This window comes from Xanthomonas sp. NCPPB 3442 (assembly GCF_056725145.1).
The window spans coordinates 2,303,789-2,323,402 of sequence record NZ_CM161514.1 but is presented as its reverse complement, the minus strand read 5'-3'; the positions used below and the strand labels follow the sequence as shown (position 1 = coordinate 2,323,402).

Genomic DNA, 19,614 nt, shown 5'->3' with positions numbered 1-19,614 from the left:
GTTCTCTCAGTGGGAGGCGTCAGGGCGCGAAGACTGCTCGCGCAAGGCCGCGGCATAGCCGCCGGCACCGTGGTCCAGGGTGCGCGCAACGCGCCCGATGGTGGTGACGCTGACCTGGGTCAGCTCATGGATTTCGCGATACGGCACGCCCTTGACCAGCAGCGGCACCACCCGCCAGCGGTCGGCCATGGCTTCCAGCTCGGCAGGCGTGCAGAGGTCACGCAGAAACGCTTCGACCGCCTCGGGCGCGCGCAGGCATGCCAGCGCATCGGCCAGCATCGTCAGAGATGCGGCAATGTCGGTGTTCTCGCGGGGGGCAGGTCGTTGTTTCATTGCGTTAATGTAATAGCGTGTTAGTACATTAACGCAAGCATCGCCTCGGGACAAGTCGACCGCATCGAATCATTCATGGAGAAACTGCTCGCCCACCTGCCTGTTACGAAAACGCCCACTGACATCTGATGTCAGTGGGCGCGTTCTGCGCTACGGCACGTGGGTCGCCGGCGAAATGGTCACCAAGCCTGTGACGTCTTCAAACTGACGATATCAGTCGCCCTGGACGCCGCCAGCCACCAGCATTGCCCTGGCCTGTTCCAGTTCCACCTGCAAGGTGCTGGCCAGCTCGTCGCGGGCGACGTCGAACTGCTGCTCTCGCACCAGGTCTTTCACCGCCACCACGCCGCGTGCCAGTTCGTCGTCGCCGGCCAGCACCACGAAGCGGATGCCGGCACGAGCCGCATACTGGAACTGCTTGCCGACCTTCTTCGGCTCCATCTGCACCTCGGTGTTGATGCCACCGATGCGCAGCCGGCGCGCGATATCCAGCGCGTCGTCCAGGCGGGTCTCGTCCATCAGCGCCACCATCGCCTGCACGCTGCTTTCGGCGATGCCCTGGATCAGGCCGGCCTCGCGCAGCTGCCAGAACAGGCGGGTCAGGCCGATCGAAATGCCCACGCCCGGCAGCTTGGACTTGGTGTAGTGGCTGGCCAGGCTCTCGTAACGGCCGCCCGAACAGATTGAGCCGATCTGCGGGTGGTCGATCAGCGTGGTTTCGTAGACGGTGCCGGTGTAATAGTCCAGCCCGCGCGCGATGGAGAAATTCAGGCAGTACGCGCTCTCCGGCACGCCTAGCGCCTTGACCAGCTCCAGTACTTCGCGCAACTCGGCGATGCCCTCGCCCAGCGTCGCGCTGGCCCCGACCGAGGCTTCCAGCGCCTGCAACTGCGTCAGCGCATCGGCATGCCCGTCAGAGCGCACCGCCACGAAGGCGAGGATCTTGGCCACCTGCTCGGCGGCGATGCCGAAGCCCTCGCCCACCAGCGTGTCGCGCACGTAATCGGCGCCACGCTTGTCGATCTTGTCGACTTCGCGCAGCACGGCAAGCTGCAACTCGCCCTCAGCCACGCCCAGGCTTTCGAAGAAGCCGCGCAGCAGCTTGCGGTTATTCAACTGCACCTTGAAATCGCCGATGCCCAGCTCGGCGAACACCGCATGGATCACCGCCAGCACTTCGGCGTCGTAGCGGATGCTCAGCGCATCCTTGCCAATGACGTCGATATCGCACTGGTAGAACTCACGGAAGCGCCCGCGTTGCGCACGTTCGCCGCGATACACGCGCTGCATCTGGTAGCGCCGGAACGGGAAGCTCAGCTCGTGCTCATGCTCGGCGACGTAGCGCGCCAGCGGCACGGTCAGGTCGAAGCGCAGCGCGAGCTCGGGCAGGCCACCGTTCTCGGCGCCCGCATCGGCTGCCGCAGCAGCATTGGCCAGCGCGCCGGTGGACTGTACGAAATACACCTGGCGCTCGGTTTCGCCGCCGGATTTGGTCAGCAGCACATCCGACAGCTCGAACACCGGGGTCTCGACCGGCAGGAACCCGAACCGCTCGTAGTTGCGGCGGATGACGTCCAGCATGCGCTGGAACGCGATCTGCTCGCGCGGCAGCAATTCCATGATGCCGGGCGGCGTACGGGGCTTGATCACGAGCGAAACTCCTGCAGGACAATGTGGCGAACGCACAATTCTACCGGCTGGGCGGCCGCGCTGACCGCATGGCGTATCATTCAATGCGTCCCAGCAGTGCATGGCCCATGTACCGGCAGCTTTCCGACCCCAGCGCGACCTGCCCGGCGCCCAGCACGGCATCCGCCAGTGGCACGCCCAACTCAGATTGCGCCCTTTGCGCCGTGCGCGGCCGGGCTATTTGTGCGGCGCTGTCGGCGCAGGAGATGGACGCGCTGGACCAGGTCACCCACGCGGCGGCCTACGCGCCCGGCAGCACCCTGGTGCGTGCGGGCGAGACCCGGCACAACGTCTATACCGTGACCTCCGGTGCGTTGCGCATGGTGCGCACGCTGGCCGACGGGCGCCGCCAGATCACCGGCTTCGTGCTGCCCGGCGACTACGTCGGGCTCACCGAAACCGCGCAGCACCGCCACGATATCGAAGCCATCGTCGACAGCCGGGTGTGCCGCACGCCGATGGCGCAAATGCGCCAGCTACGCGAGCGCTACCCGCAGCTGGAACGCAAGCTGCTGCAACGTGCCAGCATGGAGCTGGCTGCAGCGCAGGACACCGGCCTGCTGCTGGCACGCCTGCAACCGAGCGAACGGCTGGCGCATTTCCTGCTGCGGCTGGCCGCTCGCTCCACCCAGCCCGGCGCCAGCGGCGACACCGTGACGCTGCCGATGAGCCGCGGCGATATTGCCGACCATCTGGGGCTGACCGTGGAAACGGTGAGCCGCACCTTCACCAAACTGCGGCAGCAGCAGTTGATCGCGCTACCGCAACTGCAGCTGGTGCAGATCCTGGATTACGCCGCACTACGCCGCCTGGCCGGCGATACGGTGTAAGGGTTGGCGGCTGATTGATGGATTTCATTGATGCGTCGGTGCGTGCTTGTCGACGCAGTCGGTCGGGGCGGTGACGCGCGATCACTCAGCGCCCGGCCACTGCACGCGCTGCCGCACCGCCACAGCCACTACTCAGCAGCCGCGACTGGCGCAGCCAGGCCCGGTCCGGGTAGTAGGCAAACACGAACGCACCGTCGCGCAAGGTATCGATCAACTGCTTGGCCACCGCTGGCCGCACCGCCGGGCAGCCCAGGCTGCGGCCGAGCCGGCCCTGGCTGCGGATGATGGCTTCGCTGACATAGGGCGCGCCGTGGATCACGATGGCGCGATCGCGTGCGTGGTCGTTGAATCCCGGCTCCAGACCCTTGAGCCGCAACGAGTAACCGTTGTGCCCGGTGTACGACTCCTGCGCGGTGAACGCGCCCAGGCTGGACTGGAAGCTGCCATCGTCATTGGAGAACTTCGCCGCCAGGTTCTCGCCGGTATTGCGCCCGTGCGCGACCCATTCGCGAAACAACAGGCGCTGCTTATCCAGATCGAACACCCAGAGCCGGCGCTCGGTCGAGGGGCGGCTGTAGTCGATGACGCTGAGCACCCGTTCGGCACCCACCTGCTGGCGCTGGCGGGCGCATTGCAGCGCCTCGGTGGCCAGGGCCAGCACCTGACGGTCCAGCGACGGCGCCTGGCGCGCCAGCGCCTCGACCAGACCCACACGCGGGGCGCCCAGTGGCGCGACCGGTGATCCAGCCAATGCATCGGCCGCACTGACCGCACCAGCCGCTGCCCATCCGCACAAGAAGCCGGCAACGGCGATCATTCGATAAGACATGCAACAACCCACAGCGGACGCGGCGCCACGACGGGGCCGCACCCGGCTAGAAATAGCCGCATGCGGGCCACTTTCCAACCCCGGTGGCTGAACGCGTTGGGTCAGGCGGCATCGGCAAGCAAGCGCTGCCGAAGGGCTGCGTAGTCCGGCGCCAGTGCTTCGGCATGCGCTGGACGCTGCAGCAGCGCGGCCAGCGCCGGCGGAACCTCCACCGCGCGGCCGATCAATGGCTCCACCACCCCCTCGAACTTGGCCGGATGCGCGGTGGCCGCTACCGCCCAGTCGCCAGTGCCGCCCTCCGCGCCTTCGGCACGCAATTGTTCGAGCACATGCACCGCGGTGGCGGTATGCGGGCAATGCACCTCGCCGTAGCGGGCGAAGCGCTGCTGCACAGTGTTGCGAATCGCCGCATCATCCACCGACAATGCCCGGAATTCCTCGCGCAAGGCGGCATCGTCGCCGTTGTAGAGCCAACGCAGCCGCTCGAAATTGCTCGGCGCGCCCACGTCCATCGCATTGGCCAGCGTGGCCACGCTGGGCTGCGGTGCGTAGGCATCTCCCGCGAAATAGTCCGGCAACACGTGATTGGCGTTGGACGCCAGCGCGATGCGGCCCAATGGCACCCCGAGTGCGCGCGCGATGATCGCCGCCAGCGCGTTGCCCAGGTTACCGGTAGGCACGACCAGGTTGAGCGCGCTGCCCGAGGCTGCATGGTGCTCCAGCGCGGCATGTGCGTAGTAACTCATCTGCGGCAGCAACCGGCCCAGACTGATGCTGTTGGCCGAACTCAGCGGCACCTGCGCCTGCAATGCGGCATCGTTCAAGGCCTGCTTGACCATTGCCTGGCAGTCGTCGAACGAGCCGGCCACGCGCAGGGCCTGGATGTTGTCCCCGAAACACCCCAATTGATGCGCCTGCCGCGGCGACACGCGGCCGTCCGGATACAGCACCACCACACGCAGGCCGGGCTGGCGATGGAAGGCGGCGGCCACGGCGGCACCGGTATCGCCGGAGGTGGCGACCAGGATGGTGAGCGGACGGTCTTCGGCACGACGCAGGCGGGTCAGGCAGGCGGCCAGAAAGCGCGCACCGAAATCCTTGAACGCGGCGGTGGGGCCATGAAACAGCTCCAGTGCGTAATCGCCCGGCGTACCCAGCGCCACCAACGGCGCCGGGAAATCGAAGGCTTCAGCACAGATGGCAGGCAGTTCGGCGGCCAGTGCGTCGCCCTCGAAAAATGGCTGCAATAGCGCAGTGGCGGTGTCGGCCAGGCCGGCGGCCGCAACCAGCGTACGCGCAGGCGGCAGGGTCTGCGGCACGTAGAGGCCGCCATCGGGCGCCAGCCCGGCGGCGATGGCCTGGCTCAGGCTTGCGGCAGGGGCACCGCCACGGGTGGAGATAAACATCAGCATGACTCCAGATAAAGCGAAGGCTGGGCGGTACCCATGACAAGCGGTGCCGCGTGTGACGGAGCCGGGCGTCGGGCTGCGCCGGCATTTGGCCGAAGGGGTGCGCACGGTCGATGGCGCGGGGCTATGCTGCGCGCACCCTTCCGTGGAGTCGGCAGATGATCAAGGTCAGTGTGATGTACCCGTACCGCGAAGGCGCCCGCTTCGATCACGCCTACTACCGCGACCAGCACATGCCGCTGGTGAGCGCGCGCATGGGGCCGGCCTGTTTGAAATATACGGTGGACAAAGGCATCAGCGGCGGCGAGGCCGGCAGCCCGCCGGCGTTCATCGGGATGTGCCACATCTTTTGCGCGTCGCAGGAAGCCTTCAATGCCAGCTTCGGGCCGCATGCGGCGGAGATCCTGGGCGACATCGCCAACTACACCGACCTGACCCCGGTGATGCAGATCAGCGAAGTCGTCGTCGACTAAACAGCGCCTGGCGAGCTGCAGGCCAGACCTGCTGCCTGCTGCCTGCGGCGCGTTTTCATTGCATGCGTCCCGATTCATCCGAGTAACCGCGCCGCAGGACTTGCGATCGGCGAGACCCAGGCCTGGCTATCGAACCCTGCAGCCGCAAACCCGGCCTGCACTGCGGTTGCCGCAGCCTCTGCAGCGGCACGCGATTCAAACCAGGCAAACACACTTGGCCCGGCGCCGGAAATGCTGGCGCCGAGGGCGTTGTGGTCCAGCGCTGCCTGTTTGGCGTCTGCGAAGCCGGCGATCAATGGGGCGCGACGCGGTTCGATCAGGACATCACGCAGGCCTGCGCGTACCAGGTCTGGATCGCCGGCATGGCAACCGGCCAACACCAACGCCAGATTGGTGCTCTGCGCGACGAACTCGCGCAATTGATAATTGCCCGCCAAGGCTTCGCGCGCGCGCCGCGTTTCCAGCACTGCATCCGGATGCACCAGCAGGCTATGCCAAGCGGGTGGCACCGCGATTGGCACCAGGCGTTCCAGCGTGCACAACACCAAACCACCTACAAACAGCGGCCCCAGATTGTCGCCGTGGCGGCTGCCGCTGGCTACCGCTTCGCCATCGAGCGCGTATTGGTAGAGCTGGTGGTGATCCAATGGCGAGGCCAGTAGCGCGTTTGCCGCAACCAGGGCCGCGACGCATGACGCGGCAGACCCGCCCATGCCCGAGCTCAGCGCGATGCCTTTGTCGATCTCGACTTCGAACCCATAAGGCAGCTGCAAGGCGGCACGTAGCGAAATGAGTGCAGTGCCTGCAGTGTTGCGCTCGGCATCCAGGGGCAGCGCCACCGTCGTGCCGCGAATCGCAGCTATGCGCACCACCGGCGCTTCGATACGGCGCACGGTCACGGTGTCGCCGATGCCATCGATCGGATAGCCGAGCAGATCGAATCCCACCGCGACATTGGCAACCGATGCTGGTGCGAAGGCGCGCGCTTCGTGCAGGCCGTGTTTGTCCAAAGATGCGCGATCGCAGCGATGCGCCTGCGCCACCGCTGCCTGGCTCACGCCGGCATGGCTGACAACAGTCTGCGTCATAGTCGCGCGCCCTCGCCTGCCGCCACGCGCAGCAGGTCGGCGAACACGCCTGCCGCGGTCACTTCCGGCCCCGCGCCCGGGCCTTGCACCACCAGCGGGTTCTCGCAGTAGCGACGCGTGGTGAACTGCACCACATTGTCGGTGAGGCGCAGATTGGCGAAGGCGTGATCGGCGGGCAATTCCACCAGGCCCACGCTGGGCGCGCGGTCCGGCGGCAGCTGCGCCACATAGCGCAGCACGTTGCCGCGCGCACGCGCATCGCGCAGGCGCTGCGCGAACACCGCATCCACTTCGGAGAGCCGCGCCATGAAATCGTCCACGCTGGCCTGACGCAGCCCTTCCGGCACCAGGCTTTCAACCTGCACATCTTCCAGGCTGATGGAGCGCCCTGCTTCGCGCGCCAGGATCACCAACTTGCGCGCCACGTCCACGCCGGACAGATCGTCGCGCGGATCCGGTTCGGTGTAGCCCATGCCACGCGCCTGCGTCACCAGTTCGGCAAACGGCACGCTGCCGTCGTATTTATTGAACAACCACGCCAACGTGCCGGAGAAGATGCCTTCGATGGAGGTGACTGCATCGCCGGTATCGACCAGGTCGCGCAGCGTGGTGATCACCGGCAACCCGGCGCCCACGGTGGCTTCATAACGGAAGCGCGCCCCACTGGCATCGGCCGCTGCGCGGATCGCCTCATAACGCGCCAGCGGGCCGGAACCGGCCTGCTTGTTCGGCGTGACCACATGGATGCCGGCGGCCAGCCAGCCCGCATAACGGTCGGCCACTTCGGCGCTGCCGCTGCAATCGATGATCACCGCATGCGGCAGATGCGCAGACAGCAGATGCGTGGTGAAGCGTTCCAGATCGGTGGGCGTGGCGGCCGATGCAAACGCATCGCGCCAGTCGCCGACCAGGCCGCGTTCGTCCAGCAGCATGCGACCGCGTGAGACCACCGCACGCAGGCGCAGATCCAGATTGGCCTTGCCCAGCAACTGTGGCTGCGCAGTGCGCAATTGATCCAACAGCGCTGCGCCCACATTGCCCGGCCCGATCACGCCCACAGAGAACGTCTGCGGCGACAACCAGAAACCTGCATGTGCCGCCCGCAAGGCCTTGGTGGCGTGCGCCGCATCGATGGCCACCGAGATGTTGCGTTCGGACGAGCCCTGCGCAATCGCCAGGACATTGACTTGCGCGCGGCCCAACGATTCGAACAGCCGTGCCGCCACACCCGGCTGGCCGGCCATACCATCGCCCACCGCTGCCAGCACGCTGATGCCGGTGGTCAGCTGCACGCGCTGCACCTGGCCGACCGTGAGTTCATGCGCGAACGCCTGCAGCAATGCGTTGCGTGCGCGTTCGGACTCGTGCTGCTTGACCACGCAGCAGATCGAATGTTCAGAGGAACCTTGCGAGATCATCACCACCGACACCTGCGCGGTGCGCAGCGCTGCAAACACGCGTTCGGCCGTGCCCGGCACCCCGATCAGACCGGTGCCTTCCAGATTCAGCACCGCCAGATCCGGGCTCAACGTCAGCCCCTTGATCGGCCCGCTCACCGCACTGCTGGCAGTGATGCGCGTGCCGGGATGCTCGGGCTGGAAGGTGTTGCGGATGATGATCGGCAGGCCGCGTTCGATCGCCGGCGACATCGTTTGCGGATGCACTACCTTCGCGCCGAAGTACGCCAGCTCGCAGGCCTCGTCGTAGCTCAGCGTTTCCAGTTGCACCGCTTCAGGCACCACGCGCGGGTCGGCCGACAGCACCCCGTCCACGTCGGTCCAGATATGCAGTTCGTCGGCATCGAACAACGCGGCAAAGATGGCACCCGAATAATCGCTGCCGTTGCGGCCCAGCGTGGTGATGCGATCGGCGCGGTCGCGCGCCACGAATCCGGTGACCACCACGCGCGTTTGCGGATGCGCCTGCCGCCAGGTTGCCAGACGTTGCGCACTCGCCTCCCAGTCCACATCCACACCCAGTTCGCCGCGATTGACCACCAGCACGTCGCGCGCGTCCAGCACCGCGCAGTCCTCGCCGATCGCGCGGAAGTGATCGCCCAGCAGCTGCGCCGAATACACCTCGCCCAGGCCCTGCACGCGGTCGAGCACTTCGCGCGGCAATTCGCCGATGACCGCAAGCGCGCCGAGGATCTGCGACAGATGTTCGAAGCGCTCGTCCAGCCACTCCACCGTTGGCCCGGAATGCTCGCCGAGCAACGCCACTGCCGCACCGCGATGGCGTGCGCGTGTTTCGTGCCACCGCTCGCGCCATTCGGGGCGATTTTTCGCCGCCAGTTCGGCCAGTTCGATCAAGGCATCGGTGACGCCCTTCATTGCCGAGACCACGGTGACCTGCACCGTCTCGTCGCGTGCAAGCAGCAGCTGCGCCACATGCCGATAGCGCTCGGCATCAGCCACCGAGGTGCCGCCGAATTTGTGCACGACAGTGCGCGCAGAGGACGCAAGAACAGCAGCGGGTTCGAACGAAACAGCGGGCGATGACATCGACAGACCTCGTTGGGGGAGGCCCCGTCCGCATCGGATGAGAGAGGGAAGCCCCCGCATCCTGATCCGGGTGCGGGGCCGTTGTTTTCGGAAGTTACGCGAAGACGACGGACCGCACCGGGCGAATGGTGGCGGTAGTAATGATGGTGGTAATGCCGGCCACGCCCGCACCTGCCCGCAGTAGCGGCTGGCAGAGAAGCGAAGCGGTGGCGGAGGCGTTACCCATGCATGCAAAAGACATCACCGGGCCGAGGCCTGTCAAGCATTGCGTGAATGGGCAGGCGCATGCGTTGGGCGTACGGAACAGAAATCCTTTTTGCTCAGGGATTTAAGCACTGTGCGTGCAAGCAATTGATTGCTATGGAAACTTTTGGACCGGCCTTGCAGAGCCATGCTGCGCAGCTTTCTAACCTTCATTGATCGAGTCGTGTGCTCGGCCGACGCGATAGGCTGACTGGATCGCCAGCACTCGATGCACCACATCGCTGCAGGCAGCAGGTCGCTTCAAGCAATAGACAACTTCGCATCAAGCAACAGATCGTCGCTATCGCAACCCCGAATCGGTGCAGGCCAAGGTCAGCAGCGCAGATCAGCCAAGCACCTGAGGGTTGAGTTGCCAGACCGAAAAATTGAGCGCCGCCGCAAAGCTCACCCACGCCAGATACGGCACCAACAACCACCCCGCCAAAGCGTGCCTCTTCGCAAACGCCCCAATGGTGCCCACCAGCACGAGCCACAGCGCCACGATGTCCGCGAATGCCCACGCCCCCAGATGCCACGCAAAGAACAACCAACTCCAAAGCCCGTTGAGCGCCAGCTGCACGACGAACAGTGTCAGCGCCATGCGCGCACCAGCCCATCTCCCACGGCGCCACACCAACCACACCGACACCGCCATCATTCCGTACAGCACCATCCACACCGGCCCGAACAACCACCCCGGCGGCGCCCATGCCGGCCGCTGCAGCTGCGCATAAAAGCTGGCGGCCTGGATCGATGCAGTTGCGCCCAGCGCGGCTGCGGCATAGCAAAGCACCAACCAGCCGAGAAGGCCGAACCATTGCGATTTTTTTGCCGTCAATAATGTCATGGCGATCCAAGGAAGTGTCATACCAGATGCAGCAGGCTCGCATAAGCCCAATGCAGACCGTGAGTACAACGCTCACGGAGTCAGCCATCATTGGCGCCAGTCCAGGCGAAGCAATTGGCTTAATCAAGAAATCCCGGGCGTTCATCCACCAGACGCTCGGACGCCATCCGCAACAGGAATTGCTCAATCGTGGTAGGCCCGAAGCACGCTTCGGACAAGATGACTTACGGCATGCCAGGAGGCAAAGATAATAAAGCCACGACGGTATTGCCGGCTTTAACGCCGATCCATTGCGCGCTACGCGTGCGCAACGACGCTGCACAACCACATTAATCCGCCGTTCCTGGATCGGTCAGGCTTGCCATCTGACGATTAATTAGTCCGTTGTCATTGATCCCATCCGCCCGGCGCAGTTGGGACACGGATGGGAATTTGACATGCCAATTCGAAATGCTCGGCACCGTGCGCGTAAGGAAGACCCAACCATGCCTCGAACGCTGGCAGGTCTTTCGGCAGATATCCGCTGGCAGGCAGCCATGTATCGCGTAACCAACCAAACGCGCGCATTTCCAGCGCCAGTCCTCCCCGTATCACGACCTCGGCCACCTTCATGGGTGGAAATCGGAAAACGCCGATCTCACCGCAATGACGCCCATGCGTGACCTCCACCGCGACGTCGTACCGGCAATCCCCTGCAGATGCCAGACGAGGTTGATCCCAGAGGTAGCCCAACCACTGATGATGCTCGACGCCGGCGTCTCGTGCCCATGCCACCAAGCGCATGGCTGCTGCTTGGACGGAGCCTTCCTCAAAGGGGCGGTGCACGCGAAGGTACTGGACCGTGCGCTCCGGGAGATCGCGCAGCGTGACCGAAAATTCCTGTGCATCGTCTGCAGCACTACCACCGAGGCCCGATACACCTGCCAAGGTGTCGTCCAGCGCACGCCGACGGCCGGCCAGGCACGTCTCCAGATCCAGTTTTCTTGGAGAGCATCCAAAGTGTCTTCGGAAGTTCCTGGAAAAATCCGATAACGACGAAAATCCCCGACCCAACGCGATGTCTGTCAAAGGTTGACGATTGCCTTGGGAAATATCGCCCAGCGCATTTTCCAGCCGTCGGCGCAGCACGAATGCATGCGGGGTTTCGCCCATCACGGCGCGAAACATGCGCTGAAAATGGAACGGCGAAACACAAGCCGCACCTGCGATCAGAGACAGCGACAGCTGCCCGGCAAGGTTGACCTCGATGTAGTCCAGCGCACGGTTCACGCTCTGGACTACGGTAAGGGGCACCGTTTCGCTGATCGGCATGTGCGCAAGATCCGACAAGTGACTGCAGTGACGATGCTATATCTTGATCCCGTGGGCAATGCGTTTTTTTAGGACTGGCAGCGTTGCCTGCCATTCAATCCACTGACGAAGGCTGGCAAGGGATCAGACATGCACGGAGTGACAGGGATCGGCGGAATCATCATCAAATCCAAGGACGCGCCTGGATTGCAACAGTGGTACGCAACGCAGCTGGGGATCGAGGTGCAAACGTGGGGAGGCACAGTGTTCGACACCAGCGCGGGTGTGGAAGGCGCTGAAAACGCATTGGCCTGGGCTGTTCACGACGAAACAAGCGCCCAATTCGAGAACACCACCGCCCCGTTCATCGTGAATTACCGGGTCGACGACCTGGAGTCGCTGATTGCCAAGCTCAAAGCTGCGGGCTGCCGCGTGTCAGAGAAGATTGTGAAGTCCGAATTCGGCCTGTTTGCCTGGGTCATCGACCCGGACGGCAATAAAGCGGAATTGTGGCAAGCGATTTGAGAGCTGGCGAGATCACTGAAAAAAATCGGAGTTGCGCATCGATCCTGCATATACCAAGTCCGCGCTGAGACAAATGCTGAAAAGTCATCGTGTCGTTTGGCACGGTCTTGCCGATCGACAGCTCGCTACTATCAAACGCCCGTGGCTTATCCGGTCGACATGTCTCAATCAAAGCGGTCTGCTCTTGCTAATCGCAATGCCCCGTCCGTTCTAAGCCATCCACTCGCTAGGCTGGCGATGATCTGCGTGGTGATGGCGCTCGCCTACTTCCCTTGGCTGCCCTTTCCTTGGCGCATGCCAGCAGTTGGCCTGATGGGGGCCGCACTTGTGTGGCAAGAGACCCGCAGCCGTTGGGCGTGCGGCCTGAGCTGGCAACGGTTTGGTCCAACAATTGGGTGGACAGCTGTCCTGGTGCTGCTGGTCACCGCTCTCATCACGCCGATCTTTCAGCCGCTCATCGACTACCTGACAGGCACGAAGACCGACTACAGCGCCTATGGCGCGCTTCGTCATAACGCACCGGCTGCACTGCAGCTAATCGGCTCTGCATGGATCAGCGCAGCCATCGGTGAAGAGTTGGTGTTTCGGGCATTTTTGATGCATCAACTGGAAGCCTTGTTCAAGCGCAGCAGCCTATGCCGCCTTACCGCAGCCATTGTCGGCGGTGTCGTGTTTGGCGCCATGCATGCGAGCCAAGGCATCTCGGGAATCGTGCTGACGGGTATCGTCGGCGCAGCATTCGGCTATGCGTATCTGCGCTCTAACCGCAATCTGTTGGCGCTCATCCTGGCACACGGACTCGTCGATACCTGGGGCGTCACGACGCTCTATCTTGGGTGGTATTGACCGCCCCATGCGTTAATGCCCGCGCGGTAAATCAGGCTGCGGCACTGGAGCGTTCGATCATGTCCAACGGCTGCGACGTCGGGCTCGGTATTGCCATTCGTGCATGGCGGCATGGCCTATCAACTTCGAGCGAGCAAGCGCGGCAGCGGCGGCGCCCTCGACCAGAGCAGCACCTTGCCGGATACCGTGGCCCATCTGGGCGAGGCGAGATTGACTTGCTCGATGCCAGCCGACCGCTCCTACGAATGTGCTGCCATCTTGCGCATCAGCCATCGATTGCTGGTGACCCCGGCCCGATTCGAACGGGCGACCTTCCCCTTAGGAGGGACAACGTCGCTAGGCTAAGACCCAAGCAGCGCAAGGCTTTGCGTGCGTGTCTGGCTCGGCTGTGGCAAATTTGTGGTAACCACAGGGCTGCTCACGCCGTTTGCCAAAAAAAGTGGTGACCCCGGCTGGGTTCGAACCAGCAACCTCGTCCTTAGGAGGGACGCGCGCTATCCAATTGTGCCACGGGGCCAACTGTCTAAGGATACAGGGAGACGCTAAGTGAGCAAAGCCAAAACAGCCGTCAAGCCTGGGCGCACCAAGGCCTTCAATGGCACGCTTCCGCGCGGCATCAAGGCCTCTCAGACCATCAGCTCCGTGGCAGGCGTCACGCTCAGGACGGATGGGCAACTCAGGTGGGAGGCGCGCATCCGAAGGTCCCTCAACGGGCAAGCCTTGAAGTTCCCGCTGGTGCGCTACCCCATCGACCCGAAGGCGCCCCCGAACACTGAGCATCACATCGATGCTGCTCGGCTCATGGCCGAGGCCTATGTCCGACGAGAACACGCCTCCTTGGAGCTTCGGCAAACGCCCTACGCGCACACGGCAGAGGCTTGGACCTTTGGAGATCTGCTGCGCCGGTTTGTTCAAGAAATCGATGATGGACTGATCAAGCACGCTTCGGTGAAGACGGACCACTCCAATGCCTATCTCTTCTTGGGAGGCGGCAAAGGTCTTGGGTTGAGCCAGACCGGCATGCCCCACCTCACCCGCAAGCTGGCCAAGGATTTGACTCAGGATGACTTCCTGGGGCGCCATGCCAGCTCGTTCGTGAACTCATACGTCAAGGTCAAGCGAGACGGCACCACGCTCCCTATGGCCCAGGGCAGCAAAAAGCGAGCCCTGACCACGATCCGAAACCTCTTCCGGATTGCCCACGAAAACTGGCAGATTGATCTGCGCTCGCCGATCAAGAGCTTGAAATCGCTCAATTCAGATGACGCGCGCGACCGGACGCTCACCGAGGAGGAATGGAACGCCATCGTTGCGCAGCTTGATGCTGGGCGGACCGACCAGGCAACGGCCGATGTCATTCGCTTTGCGCGTATGACCGCAGCCCGCCGCTCCGAATGCGTCAAGCTTGATTGGGCGGACATCAACTTCAAGAAGAAAACGGCGCGACTTCGCGAAACCAAGGCCAAAAACGGCAAATACAACGGGCGCGTGATCCCGTTGACCTCAGAGCCCATGGCCTTGATCGCCACGCGCTTCGAGGCCAGCGAAACAAAGAAGGGAGCGGTCTTTGTGACCTCGCGCGGGAAGCGTATTCGAGCAGACACCGTCACGCAAGCTTGGGATCGGGTCCGTGAGCAAGTAGCCGAGAAGCTAGGAGACCCAGAGATTTTGACCGCGCGCATGCACGACCTTCGCCACACGCGCATCACGGAAATGGGACATCACCTCAACCCAGCGGAAGCAGCCAGGATCTCAGGCCACAAGGATCTGAAAACCTTCATGCGCTACTTCAACCCGGATCCCGTGGCACTGGGCAAAAAACTTGAACAGCTTGAACGCCAGGGCGGCGCAGGCACCGCTGTGGACGAGGTGGTAAAGCAGTTGTTGAGGCTGAGTCCCGAGGACATGGCCTCAGCTGTGGCGCTTGCTTTCCAAGCGCAAGCCAAAGCTTCATCGCGCGCACCAACTGCGTGCGCAGCTGGTCCCACGCAATTGCCTGCCTAGAAAAATAACAAAAATAAATACAAAAATCTACCAATAACCAATATCTTGACTTAAAATTAAATAATGTTATTTATTGATTTTATTGGAAATTTCTGAAATGAATAGGAAGCCGCACCAAGAAAATAAAAATCACGATGTAGGGCCTGGCGACGTCCCCCCGCTCTGAGTAGCGGCCGGGTTTAGAGTCCGGAGTTGATGATATCGGTGTTGGCCAGCTGTTGGGCATACGCAGATGGCGTCATGCCGCCAATGGCCTTCTTGGGTCGCTCCTCGTTGTATTCGCGTCGCCAGCGTTCGATCTCGGTACGCGCATGCAGCAGGGTTGGGAACCAGTGCTCGTTGAGGCATTCGTCGCGCAGCCGGCCATTGAACGATTCGACGTAGGCGTTCTGGTTTGGCTTGCCAGGCTGGATCAGCCGTAACTGCACGCCACGCGCATGTGCCCAGGCCACCATCGCTTTGCCGCAAAACTCCTTGCCGTTATCTGTGCGGATCACCTGTGGCAAGCCGCGACTGTGCGCCAGCCGATCCAGCACGCGTGTCACGCCATGGCCCGAGATTGCGCGCTCCACCTCGATGGCGATCGCTTCGTGGGTTGCATCGTCCACGATCACCAGACACTTGATCACTCGGCCTTCGGCGCTGCGGTCGAACACGAAATCCATCGACCACACCTGATTGGCCTGCGATGGCCGCAGCAGCGGCTGACGCTCTCCTATCAGCACCTTTTTGCGCTTGCGGCGCCGGACCTGCAGCTGCTGCTCGCGGTACAACCGCTCCACACGCTTGTAGTTCACGATGCGTCCTTCCTGTCGTAATTTGAGATAGATCATCCCCACACCATAACGGCGATGGCGATGCGCCAACGCACAGATGCGTTCGCGCAGTTCGACGTTGCGATCTTCGCTCGGGCAATATCGCAGCGCACTGGCGCTCATGCCGATCACTGCCAACGCACGACGCTCGCTGGCACCACGCCCGATCCACTCGCGCACCAGCATGCGACGCGCCGGTGCGCTCACCACTTTTTTCGCAGTGCATCCTTGATCAGGTCGTTCTCGAACAGCTGCTCGGCCAGCAACTTCTTCAGCCGCGCGTTCTCGGACTCAAGGTCCTTGAGCCGCTTGGCATCGGGCACGCTCATCCCGCCGAACTTGCTGCGCCACAGATAATAGGAAGCCTCGCTGAAGCCATGCCGCCGGCACAGGTCCTTGATCGCCACACCGGCATCAGCTTCGCGCAGGAAGCCGATGATCTGTTCTTCAGAAAAACGCTTCTTCACGTCCAATCTCCTCGAGTTAGGGAATTGGACTCCAAACTGAGGTGCTACTCAAAATCGGGGGGGCGTCGGCTTGGCACTGGCAAGACCATCGACTATTGCACCTAAGCCCTTACGCTCGGCCTCCTTGGCAATGGCAAGGTAAGACACCCAACTCCGAAGTCCTTCCGGGTCGGCTTGCCAGCTTGCCAGCTGGAGTTTGAGTGTTGCCAAAGGTGCATGGCTCGGATTACGCGTGATCTCTGCGTTGCCCTCAAACTGCAAGCCAAGCAGAAGATCCATCACTTCGCCGGCCAATAGTCCTGCCGCAGAAGAACCTCCCTCAGCCCGATCAAGCAATGACTCGGGATCAACAATGCGCACAGCCAACAAGCGAAGCTCTGGATTGTGTTCAATCCAAGACGCGACTTGGCGAAGCTCATGCACCTTGCTATCTAGTGCTCCCCAGAACGGACCAAAGGCTGAGGTCCCATCAGCGGCCAGAGCGTCGTAAGCGGTAATGGCAGTTTGCGCCAGCTGGATTTCTTCAATGACCGCAAGCGCCTGCTCGATCGTGAGTTCCTGCGCATTAGCCAATAGGGCTGATTGCTGGGACGCAGCTTGCCAAAGGGCAGACTTCTCTTCCAGTTCCGATAGAGCAACGCGCTTGAGGACGGTCTCCTCGCCCCATGGGTTGCGCTCAGCAGACAACAACGCCTCATGGACAGGCGCCAAATCGCGAACGAGTTCTTCTAAAACTGGCTTTACGCGTTTGGCGATTTCGGTTGCCAATACGCGATCGCTGATGTCGGCCAAACGCTCACGAACTCCGCTCCCCAAGGGTCGGAGCGTTCGCATCCAGGCCACGACGCCTCTGAGGAAGGATGGGTTGGAGCGCTCGCGCTGCCAGTTTGAGCCAAACGCTTCTTGTCCTTGGGCGTCGTGCTCAACAATCTTCTTCTGAGCGCTCTTGGCATCCAGGAGAACATCGAGCGATCCAAGCATGTCCAACGCCGGAAGCTTAGGGTTAGAAAGGAGTGTGCGGATGGTCTGATTGGCGCGACGCCAATCTCCACTTAGGAAGCGGAACAAGCTCGTGCCGCGCATCGCCAACTGCCCACGCGCCGCTTCAAGCTCCGCGCTGTCTTTGCTCCATGCAGCGTCGCGGAATACAGAGGCCAGGTGGCTCTTCGCCTGCTGGACCGTTTCAACAGCCACAACGACCTCTTCGATTGCATCGACGCCCCGTTCCCAGATTTGGGCGACCAACGCATCGCGGTCAAGTTCCGGAATGGTCGTGGCGCGCTCCGCGATGGCAACCAGCCTAAGCGCCAGATCGAGCGTAAGTGGTGCCTTCTCGGCTAGAAGCTGCGTCAATCGTGTCAGATCAGGCCCGAGCCGAACCAAGGCACTGTGTGCCCCACCCAACGTTGCCAGCTCTTTCCCCAAAACGAAGCTGTTTGGCAGAACACGCAAAGTGGCCTTGGTAGCATCCCAGTCTCGCGCGAGCGCCTCCATCTGGATCTTGGCCTCGACCGCAGCTCTGGCCTTCTGAGCGTTTTCAAGCGTATCGATGACTGTCGAAGCGCGACCAGGCGCATCCCAGACCTTGCTTTGAAGCGAATCGGAGCCAAGTTTTGGCGCTTCAAGCAGAGCCTTAACGCGCTGAACGGCAAGGCCGGCGTCATCAAATCGGAGTGGAGGTGAAAGATCCAGTGCGCTGTGAAGCTCAGTGGTCGACACCTCCCAATCGTTCAATCGCTCGGTCAATCCAGCGACCAAGATGAGCAACCGATCGCGCTCACTCGGCAAGAGGCCATCGTTCTGAACGCCGCTCCAAGCGTGCTCATCTGGAACGCCAATTTCTTCAATTCGCTCGATCAGTTCGCGCAGGAGCGATTCCCTCTCCTCTTTTTGATGGGACGCCCAGGAGGTCGGCGCTTCAAGGGGCAGGCTTTGTGTCGTGTAGCCCAAGCGACGCAGGCGCACCATGTGTCCGAAGACTTGGTATGGCGTCAGTCCAGAGGGCTGGTGAGCTTCGTGGAGCCGCGCAACATGGGCGTTGAGTGTGTCGCGCTTTTCCGTTAGTTGCTCGATGATTGGCGAAGTGCTGGTTCGTTTGGGCTCGCCTAAGTGCAGCGTTTGCCGAAGCTCCTCCAGTAGAGAACGCTTGTTGGCTTTGTTGCTGTGGAGTTCCAAACAGGCCACGCCCACACCGACATGATCCAGTCGGCGCTTCACGACTTCGAGCGCGGCCATCTTCTCGGCCACAAACAACACCCGCTTTCCTTCGGCTACTGCTGCCGAGATGATGTTGGCAATGGTTTGGGACTTCCCCGTTCCAGGCGGACCTTGGACCAAGATGTTGTTGCCTTGAAGCACATCGTGCACAACCAGAGCTTGCGATGAGTCGCAATCAACGACATGGCGCATCCTCTCTGGCGGGATGATAAGGTCGAGTTCGCTATTTTCGTCGGTTAGGCTTGCACCTGGGAAACCGTCTTGAACCACCCCGCGTAGCATCGGGATGGCGTCGAGTCCGCCCAGCGCCTCCCAGCTTTGTGGGTCAAGATCCCGATACATCATGAACTTAGCGAACGAGAACAAGCCTAGGATGGCGTCATCACGAAGCACGCCCCAGGTCTCCTTACCTTCCAGCATGGCTTCCACAGAGGCCAGGTAGGCATCGACATCGAGCGTTTCGAACTCATCAATGCTCGGCAAGCGAAGGCCAAACTCGCGCTGCAAGAACAACTGCAACGACAAGTTCGCTTGAATATCGTCGCCGGTCCATTTGAGGTGAAACTTCTCGCCTGCCGTGCTTCGCTCCAACTGCACCGGGATGAGCACCAAGGGCGCGAAGCGGTCAGTCTGAGGAGCGGAAGTAGCACGCCAACGCAAGTAGCCGACGGCCAAGTAAAGAACATTGACGCCCTGCTCTTCTTGAAGCGTCCGCGCATCCATGTAGAGATCCAATAAGCGCTTCTGCAGACCTGTCGGCGTTAGGCGTGTTGTGAGATGCGCATCCCAATGCGCTTTGACACGCCCGTTCTCATCCAGCTCAAAATCGGGTTGCGCGATCAGCCCTGGGTCTTCCGGTGCCTCGTCAAGTAGGACCTCATCAATGTCATCGTCATCGCCAAGGCTATCAGTAGCGTTCGCTTGCTTCGGATCCTCCTTGCCAGCAACAAAGGTGAAACGCTTTCCTTCGGTCACCAAGGTCTGATACATCGCCTTGGCAAGCTCATGGACAACCTCGATGGTCTTTGCACGCCCGCCTCTGGGTGTGTGGAGCAGGCGATTGCGTGTCGACAGATCCAACAGCTCCAAACGGGCTTTTTCAACCTTGTCTTTGAGGCTACCTGCTCCCCGGAGCGAAGAAGTCTCCTCGCCAGCCTGCGCCACTGCCATCTGATCCATCGACACCCCTAAGAGGAAGCGCGACG

Annotated in this window: 14 protein-coding genes, 1 tRNA gene and 1 pseudogene; 5 read left to right on the top strand and 11 right to left on the bottom strand. The window is 62.2% G+C overall.

What is annotated here, in order from left to right; translation table 11 throughout:
- Positions 1 to 6: 6 nt before the first annotated feature.
- Complete coding sequence (locus AC1POX_RS10155; RefSeq protein ID WP_014090043.1) at positions 7 to 333, bottom strand: YerC/YecD family TrpR-related protein; 327 nt, start codon at positions 331 to 333, stop codon at positions 7 to 9.
- 213 nt (positions 334 to 546) lie between these two features.
- On the bottom strand, positions 547 to 1,983 hold the full coding sequence (gene hisS, locus AC1POX_RS10150; protein ID WP_071117283.1) for a histidine--tRNA ligase: 1,437 nt from the start codon (positions 1,981 to 1,983) through the stop codon (positions 547 to 549).
- 203 nt (positions 1,984 to 2,186) lie between these two features.
- Here hisS and AC1POX_RS10145 point away from each other — a divergent pair, with 203 nt between their 5' ends.
- Positions 2,187 to 2,852: a Crp/Fnr family transcriptional regulator gene (locus tag AC1POX_RS10145; protein WP_173363318.1), complete on the top strand. Its 666-nt coding sequence runs from the start codon at positions 2,187 to 2,189 to the stop codon at positions 2,850 to 2,852.
- Positions 2,853 to 2,937: 85 nt separating this feature from the next.
- Here AC1POX_RS10145 and AC1POX_RS10140 read toward each other — a convergent pair whose 3' ends face one another.
- Both AC1POX_RS10140 and thrC read right to left on the bottom strand, forming a co-directional pair.
- Positions 2,938 to 3,681 carry a murein L,D-transpeptidase catalytic domain family protein gene (locus AC1POX_RS10140; RefSeq protein WP_218534308.1) on the bottom strand — a complete coding sequence of 248 codons (744 nt, stop codon included), beginning with the start codon at positions 3,679 to 3,681 and terminating at the stop codon, positions 2,938 to 2,940.
- 101 nt (positions 3,682 to 3,782) lie between these two features.
- On the bottom strand, positions 3,783 to 5,093 hold the full coding sequence (gene thrC / locus AC1POX_RS10135) for a threonine synthase (protein WP_208596891.1): 1,311 nt from the start codon (positions 5,091 to 5,093) through the stop codon (positions 3,783 to 3,785).
- Positions 5,094 to 5,248: 155 nt separating this feature from the next.
- Here thrC and AC1POX_RS10130 point away from each other — a divergent pair, with 155 nt between their 5' ends.
- Positions 5,249 to 5,563 (top strand): EthD family reductase, encoded by a 315-nt coding sequence (locus AC1POX_RS10130; protein WP_008571555.1) that lies wholly within the window; start codon positions 5,249 to 5,251, stop codon positions 5,561 to 5,563.
- Positions 5,564 to 5,637: 74 nt separating this feature from the next.
- Here the strand turns inward: AC1POX_RS10130 and AC1POX_RS10125 are convergent, their stop codons facing one another.
- The 4 genes from AC1POX_RS10125 to AC1POX_RS10110 all read right to left on the bottom strand — a co-directional run bounded on the left by AC1POX_RS10125 (position 5,638) and on the right by AC1POX_RS10110 (position 11,514).
- Entirely contained in the window at positions 5,638 to 6,651 is a 1,014-nt protein-coding gene (locus AC1POX_RS10125) for a homoserine kinase (RefSeq protein ID WP_218557454.1), read from the bottom strand.
- Positions 6,648 to 9,155 (bottom strand): bifunctional aspartate kinase/homoserine dehydrogenase I, encoded by a 2,508-nt coding sequence (gene thrA / locus AC1POX_RS10120; RefSeq protein ID WP_372357061.1) that lies wholly within the window; start codon positions 9,153 to 9,155, stop codon positions 6,648 to 6,650. The genes AC1POX_RS10125 and thrA overlap by 4 nt, the downstream gene beginning before the upstream one ends.
- Before the next feature lie 589 nt (positions 9,156 to 9,744).
- Entirely contained in the window at positions 9,745 to 10,245 is a 501-nt protein-coding gene (locus tag AC1POX_RS10115) for a TspO/MBR family protein (RefSeq protein WP_218503140.1), read from the bottom strand.
- A 387-nt stretch (positions 10,246 to 10,632) separates the two neighbouring features.
- The gene (locus AC1POX_RS10110) at positions 10,633 to 11,514 is read right to left on the bottom strand and encodes an AraC family transcriptional regulator (protein ID WP_231503127.1); all 882 of its coding nucleotides are present in this window, start codon (positions 11,512 to 11,514) and stop codon (positions 10,633 to 10,635) included.
- Here AC1POX_RS10110 and AC1POX_RS10105 point away from each other — a divergent pair.
- Positions 11,422 to 12,060 (top strand): annotated as a pseudogene (locus AC1POX_RS10105) (VOC family protein). The gene AC1POX_RS10110 and the pseudogene AC1POX_RS10105 overlap by 93 nt on opposite strands.
- A 294-nt stretch (positions 12,061 to 12,354) precedes the next feature.
- On the top strand, positions 12,355 to 12,906 hold the full coding sequence (locus AC1POX_RS10100) for a CPBP family intramembrane glutamic endopeptidase (protein WP_218532423.1): 552 nt from the start codon (positions 12,355 to 12,357) through the stop codon (positions 12,904 to 12,906).
- A gap of 440 nt (positions 12,907 to 13,346) precedes the next feature.
- On the opposite strand, the gene AC1POX_RS10095 is transcribed toward AC1POX_RS10100, so the two are convergent.
- A tRNA-Arg gene (locus AC1POX_RS10095) sits at positions 13,347 to 13,423 on the bottom strand.
- 29 nt (positions 13,424 to 13,452) lie between these two features.
- Here AC1POX_RS10095 and AC1POX_RS10090 point away from each other — a divergent pair.
- On the top strand, positions 13,453 to 14,910 hold the full coding sequence (locus AC1POX_RS10090) for a tyrosine-type recombinase/integrase (protein WP_372357060.1): 1,458 nt from the start codon (positions 13,453 to 13,455) through the stop codon (positions 14,908 to 14,910).
- A gap of 179 nt (positions 14,911 to 15,089) precedes the next feature.
- Here AC1POX_RS10090 and AC1POX_RS10085 read toward each other — a convergent pair.
- Both AC1POX_RS10085 and AC1POX_RS10080 read right to left on the bottom strand, forming a co-directional pair.
- Positions 15,090 to 16,192, bottom strand: a protein-coding gene (locus AC1POX_RS10085) for an IS3 family transposase (protein WP_372356259.1) whose coding sequence is annotated in 2 segments (ribosomal slippage) — positions 15,090 to 15,934 and positions 15,934 to 16,192 — 1,104 coding nt in all. Because the reading frame shifts where the segments join, the coding sequence is not laid out codon by codon here.
- 48 nt (positions 16,193 to 16,240) lie between these two features.
- Positions 16,241 to 19,588 (bottom strand): DUF4011 domain-containing protein, encoded by a 3,348-nt coding sequence (locus AC1POX_RS10080; protein ID WP_481108603.1) that lies wholly within the window; start codon positions 19,586 to 19,588, stop codon positions 16,241 to 16,243.
- Positions 19,589 to 19,614 lie beyond the last annotated feature (26 nt).

Bases quoted from the DNA above. Each gene is read 5' to 3' on its own strand.
- AC1POX_RS10155 (WP_014090043.1), bottom strand. From the start codon at position 333: ATGAAACAACGACCTGCCCCCCGCGAGAACACCGACATTGCCGCATCT.
- AC1POX_RS10140 (WP_218534308.1), bottom strand. From the start codon at position 3,681: ATGTCTTATCGAATGATCGCCGTTGCCGGCTTCTTGTGCGGATGGGCA.
- thrC (WP_208596891.1), bottom strand. From the start codon at position 5,093: ATGCTGATGTTTATCTCCACCCGTGGCGGTGCCCCTGCCGCAAGCCTG.
- AC1POX_RS10130 (WP_008571555.1), top strand. From the start codon at position 5,249: ATGATCAAGGTCAGTGTGATGTACCCGTACCGCGAAGGCGCCCGCTTC.
- AC1POX_RS10125 (WP_218557454.1), bottom strand. From the start codon at position 6,651: ATGACGCAGACTGTTGTCAGCCATGCCGGCGTGAGCCAGGCAGCGGTG.
- thrA (WP_372357061.1), bottom strand. From the start codon at position 9,155: ATGTCATCGCCCGCTGTTTCGTTCGAACCCGCTGCTGTTCTTGCGTCC.
- AC1POX_RS10115 (WP_218503140.1), bottom strand. From the start codon at position 10,245: ATGACATTATTGACGGCAAAAAAATCGCAATGGTTCGGCCTTCTCGGC.
- AC1POX_RS10100 (WP_218532423.1), top strand. From the start codon at position 12,355: ATGCCAGCAGTTGGCCTGATGGGGGCCGCACTTGTGTGGCAAGAGACC.
- AC1POX_RS10080 (WP_481108603.1), bottom strand. From the start codon at position 19,588: ATGGATCAGATGGCAGTGGCGCAGGCTGGCGAGGAGACTTCTTCGCTC.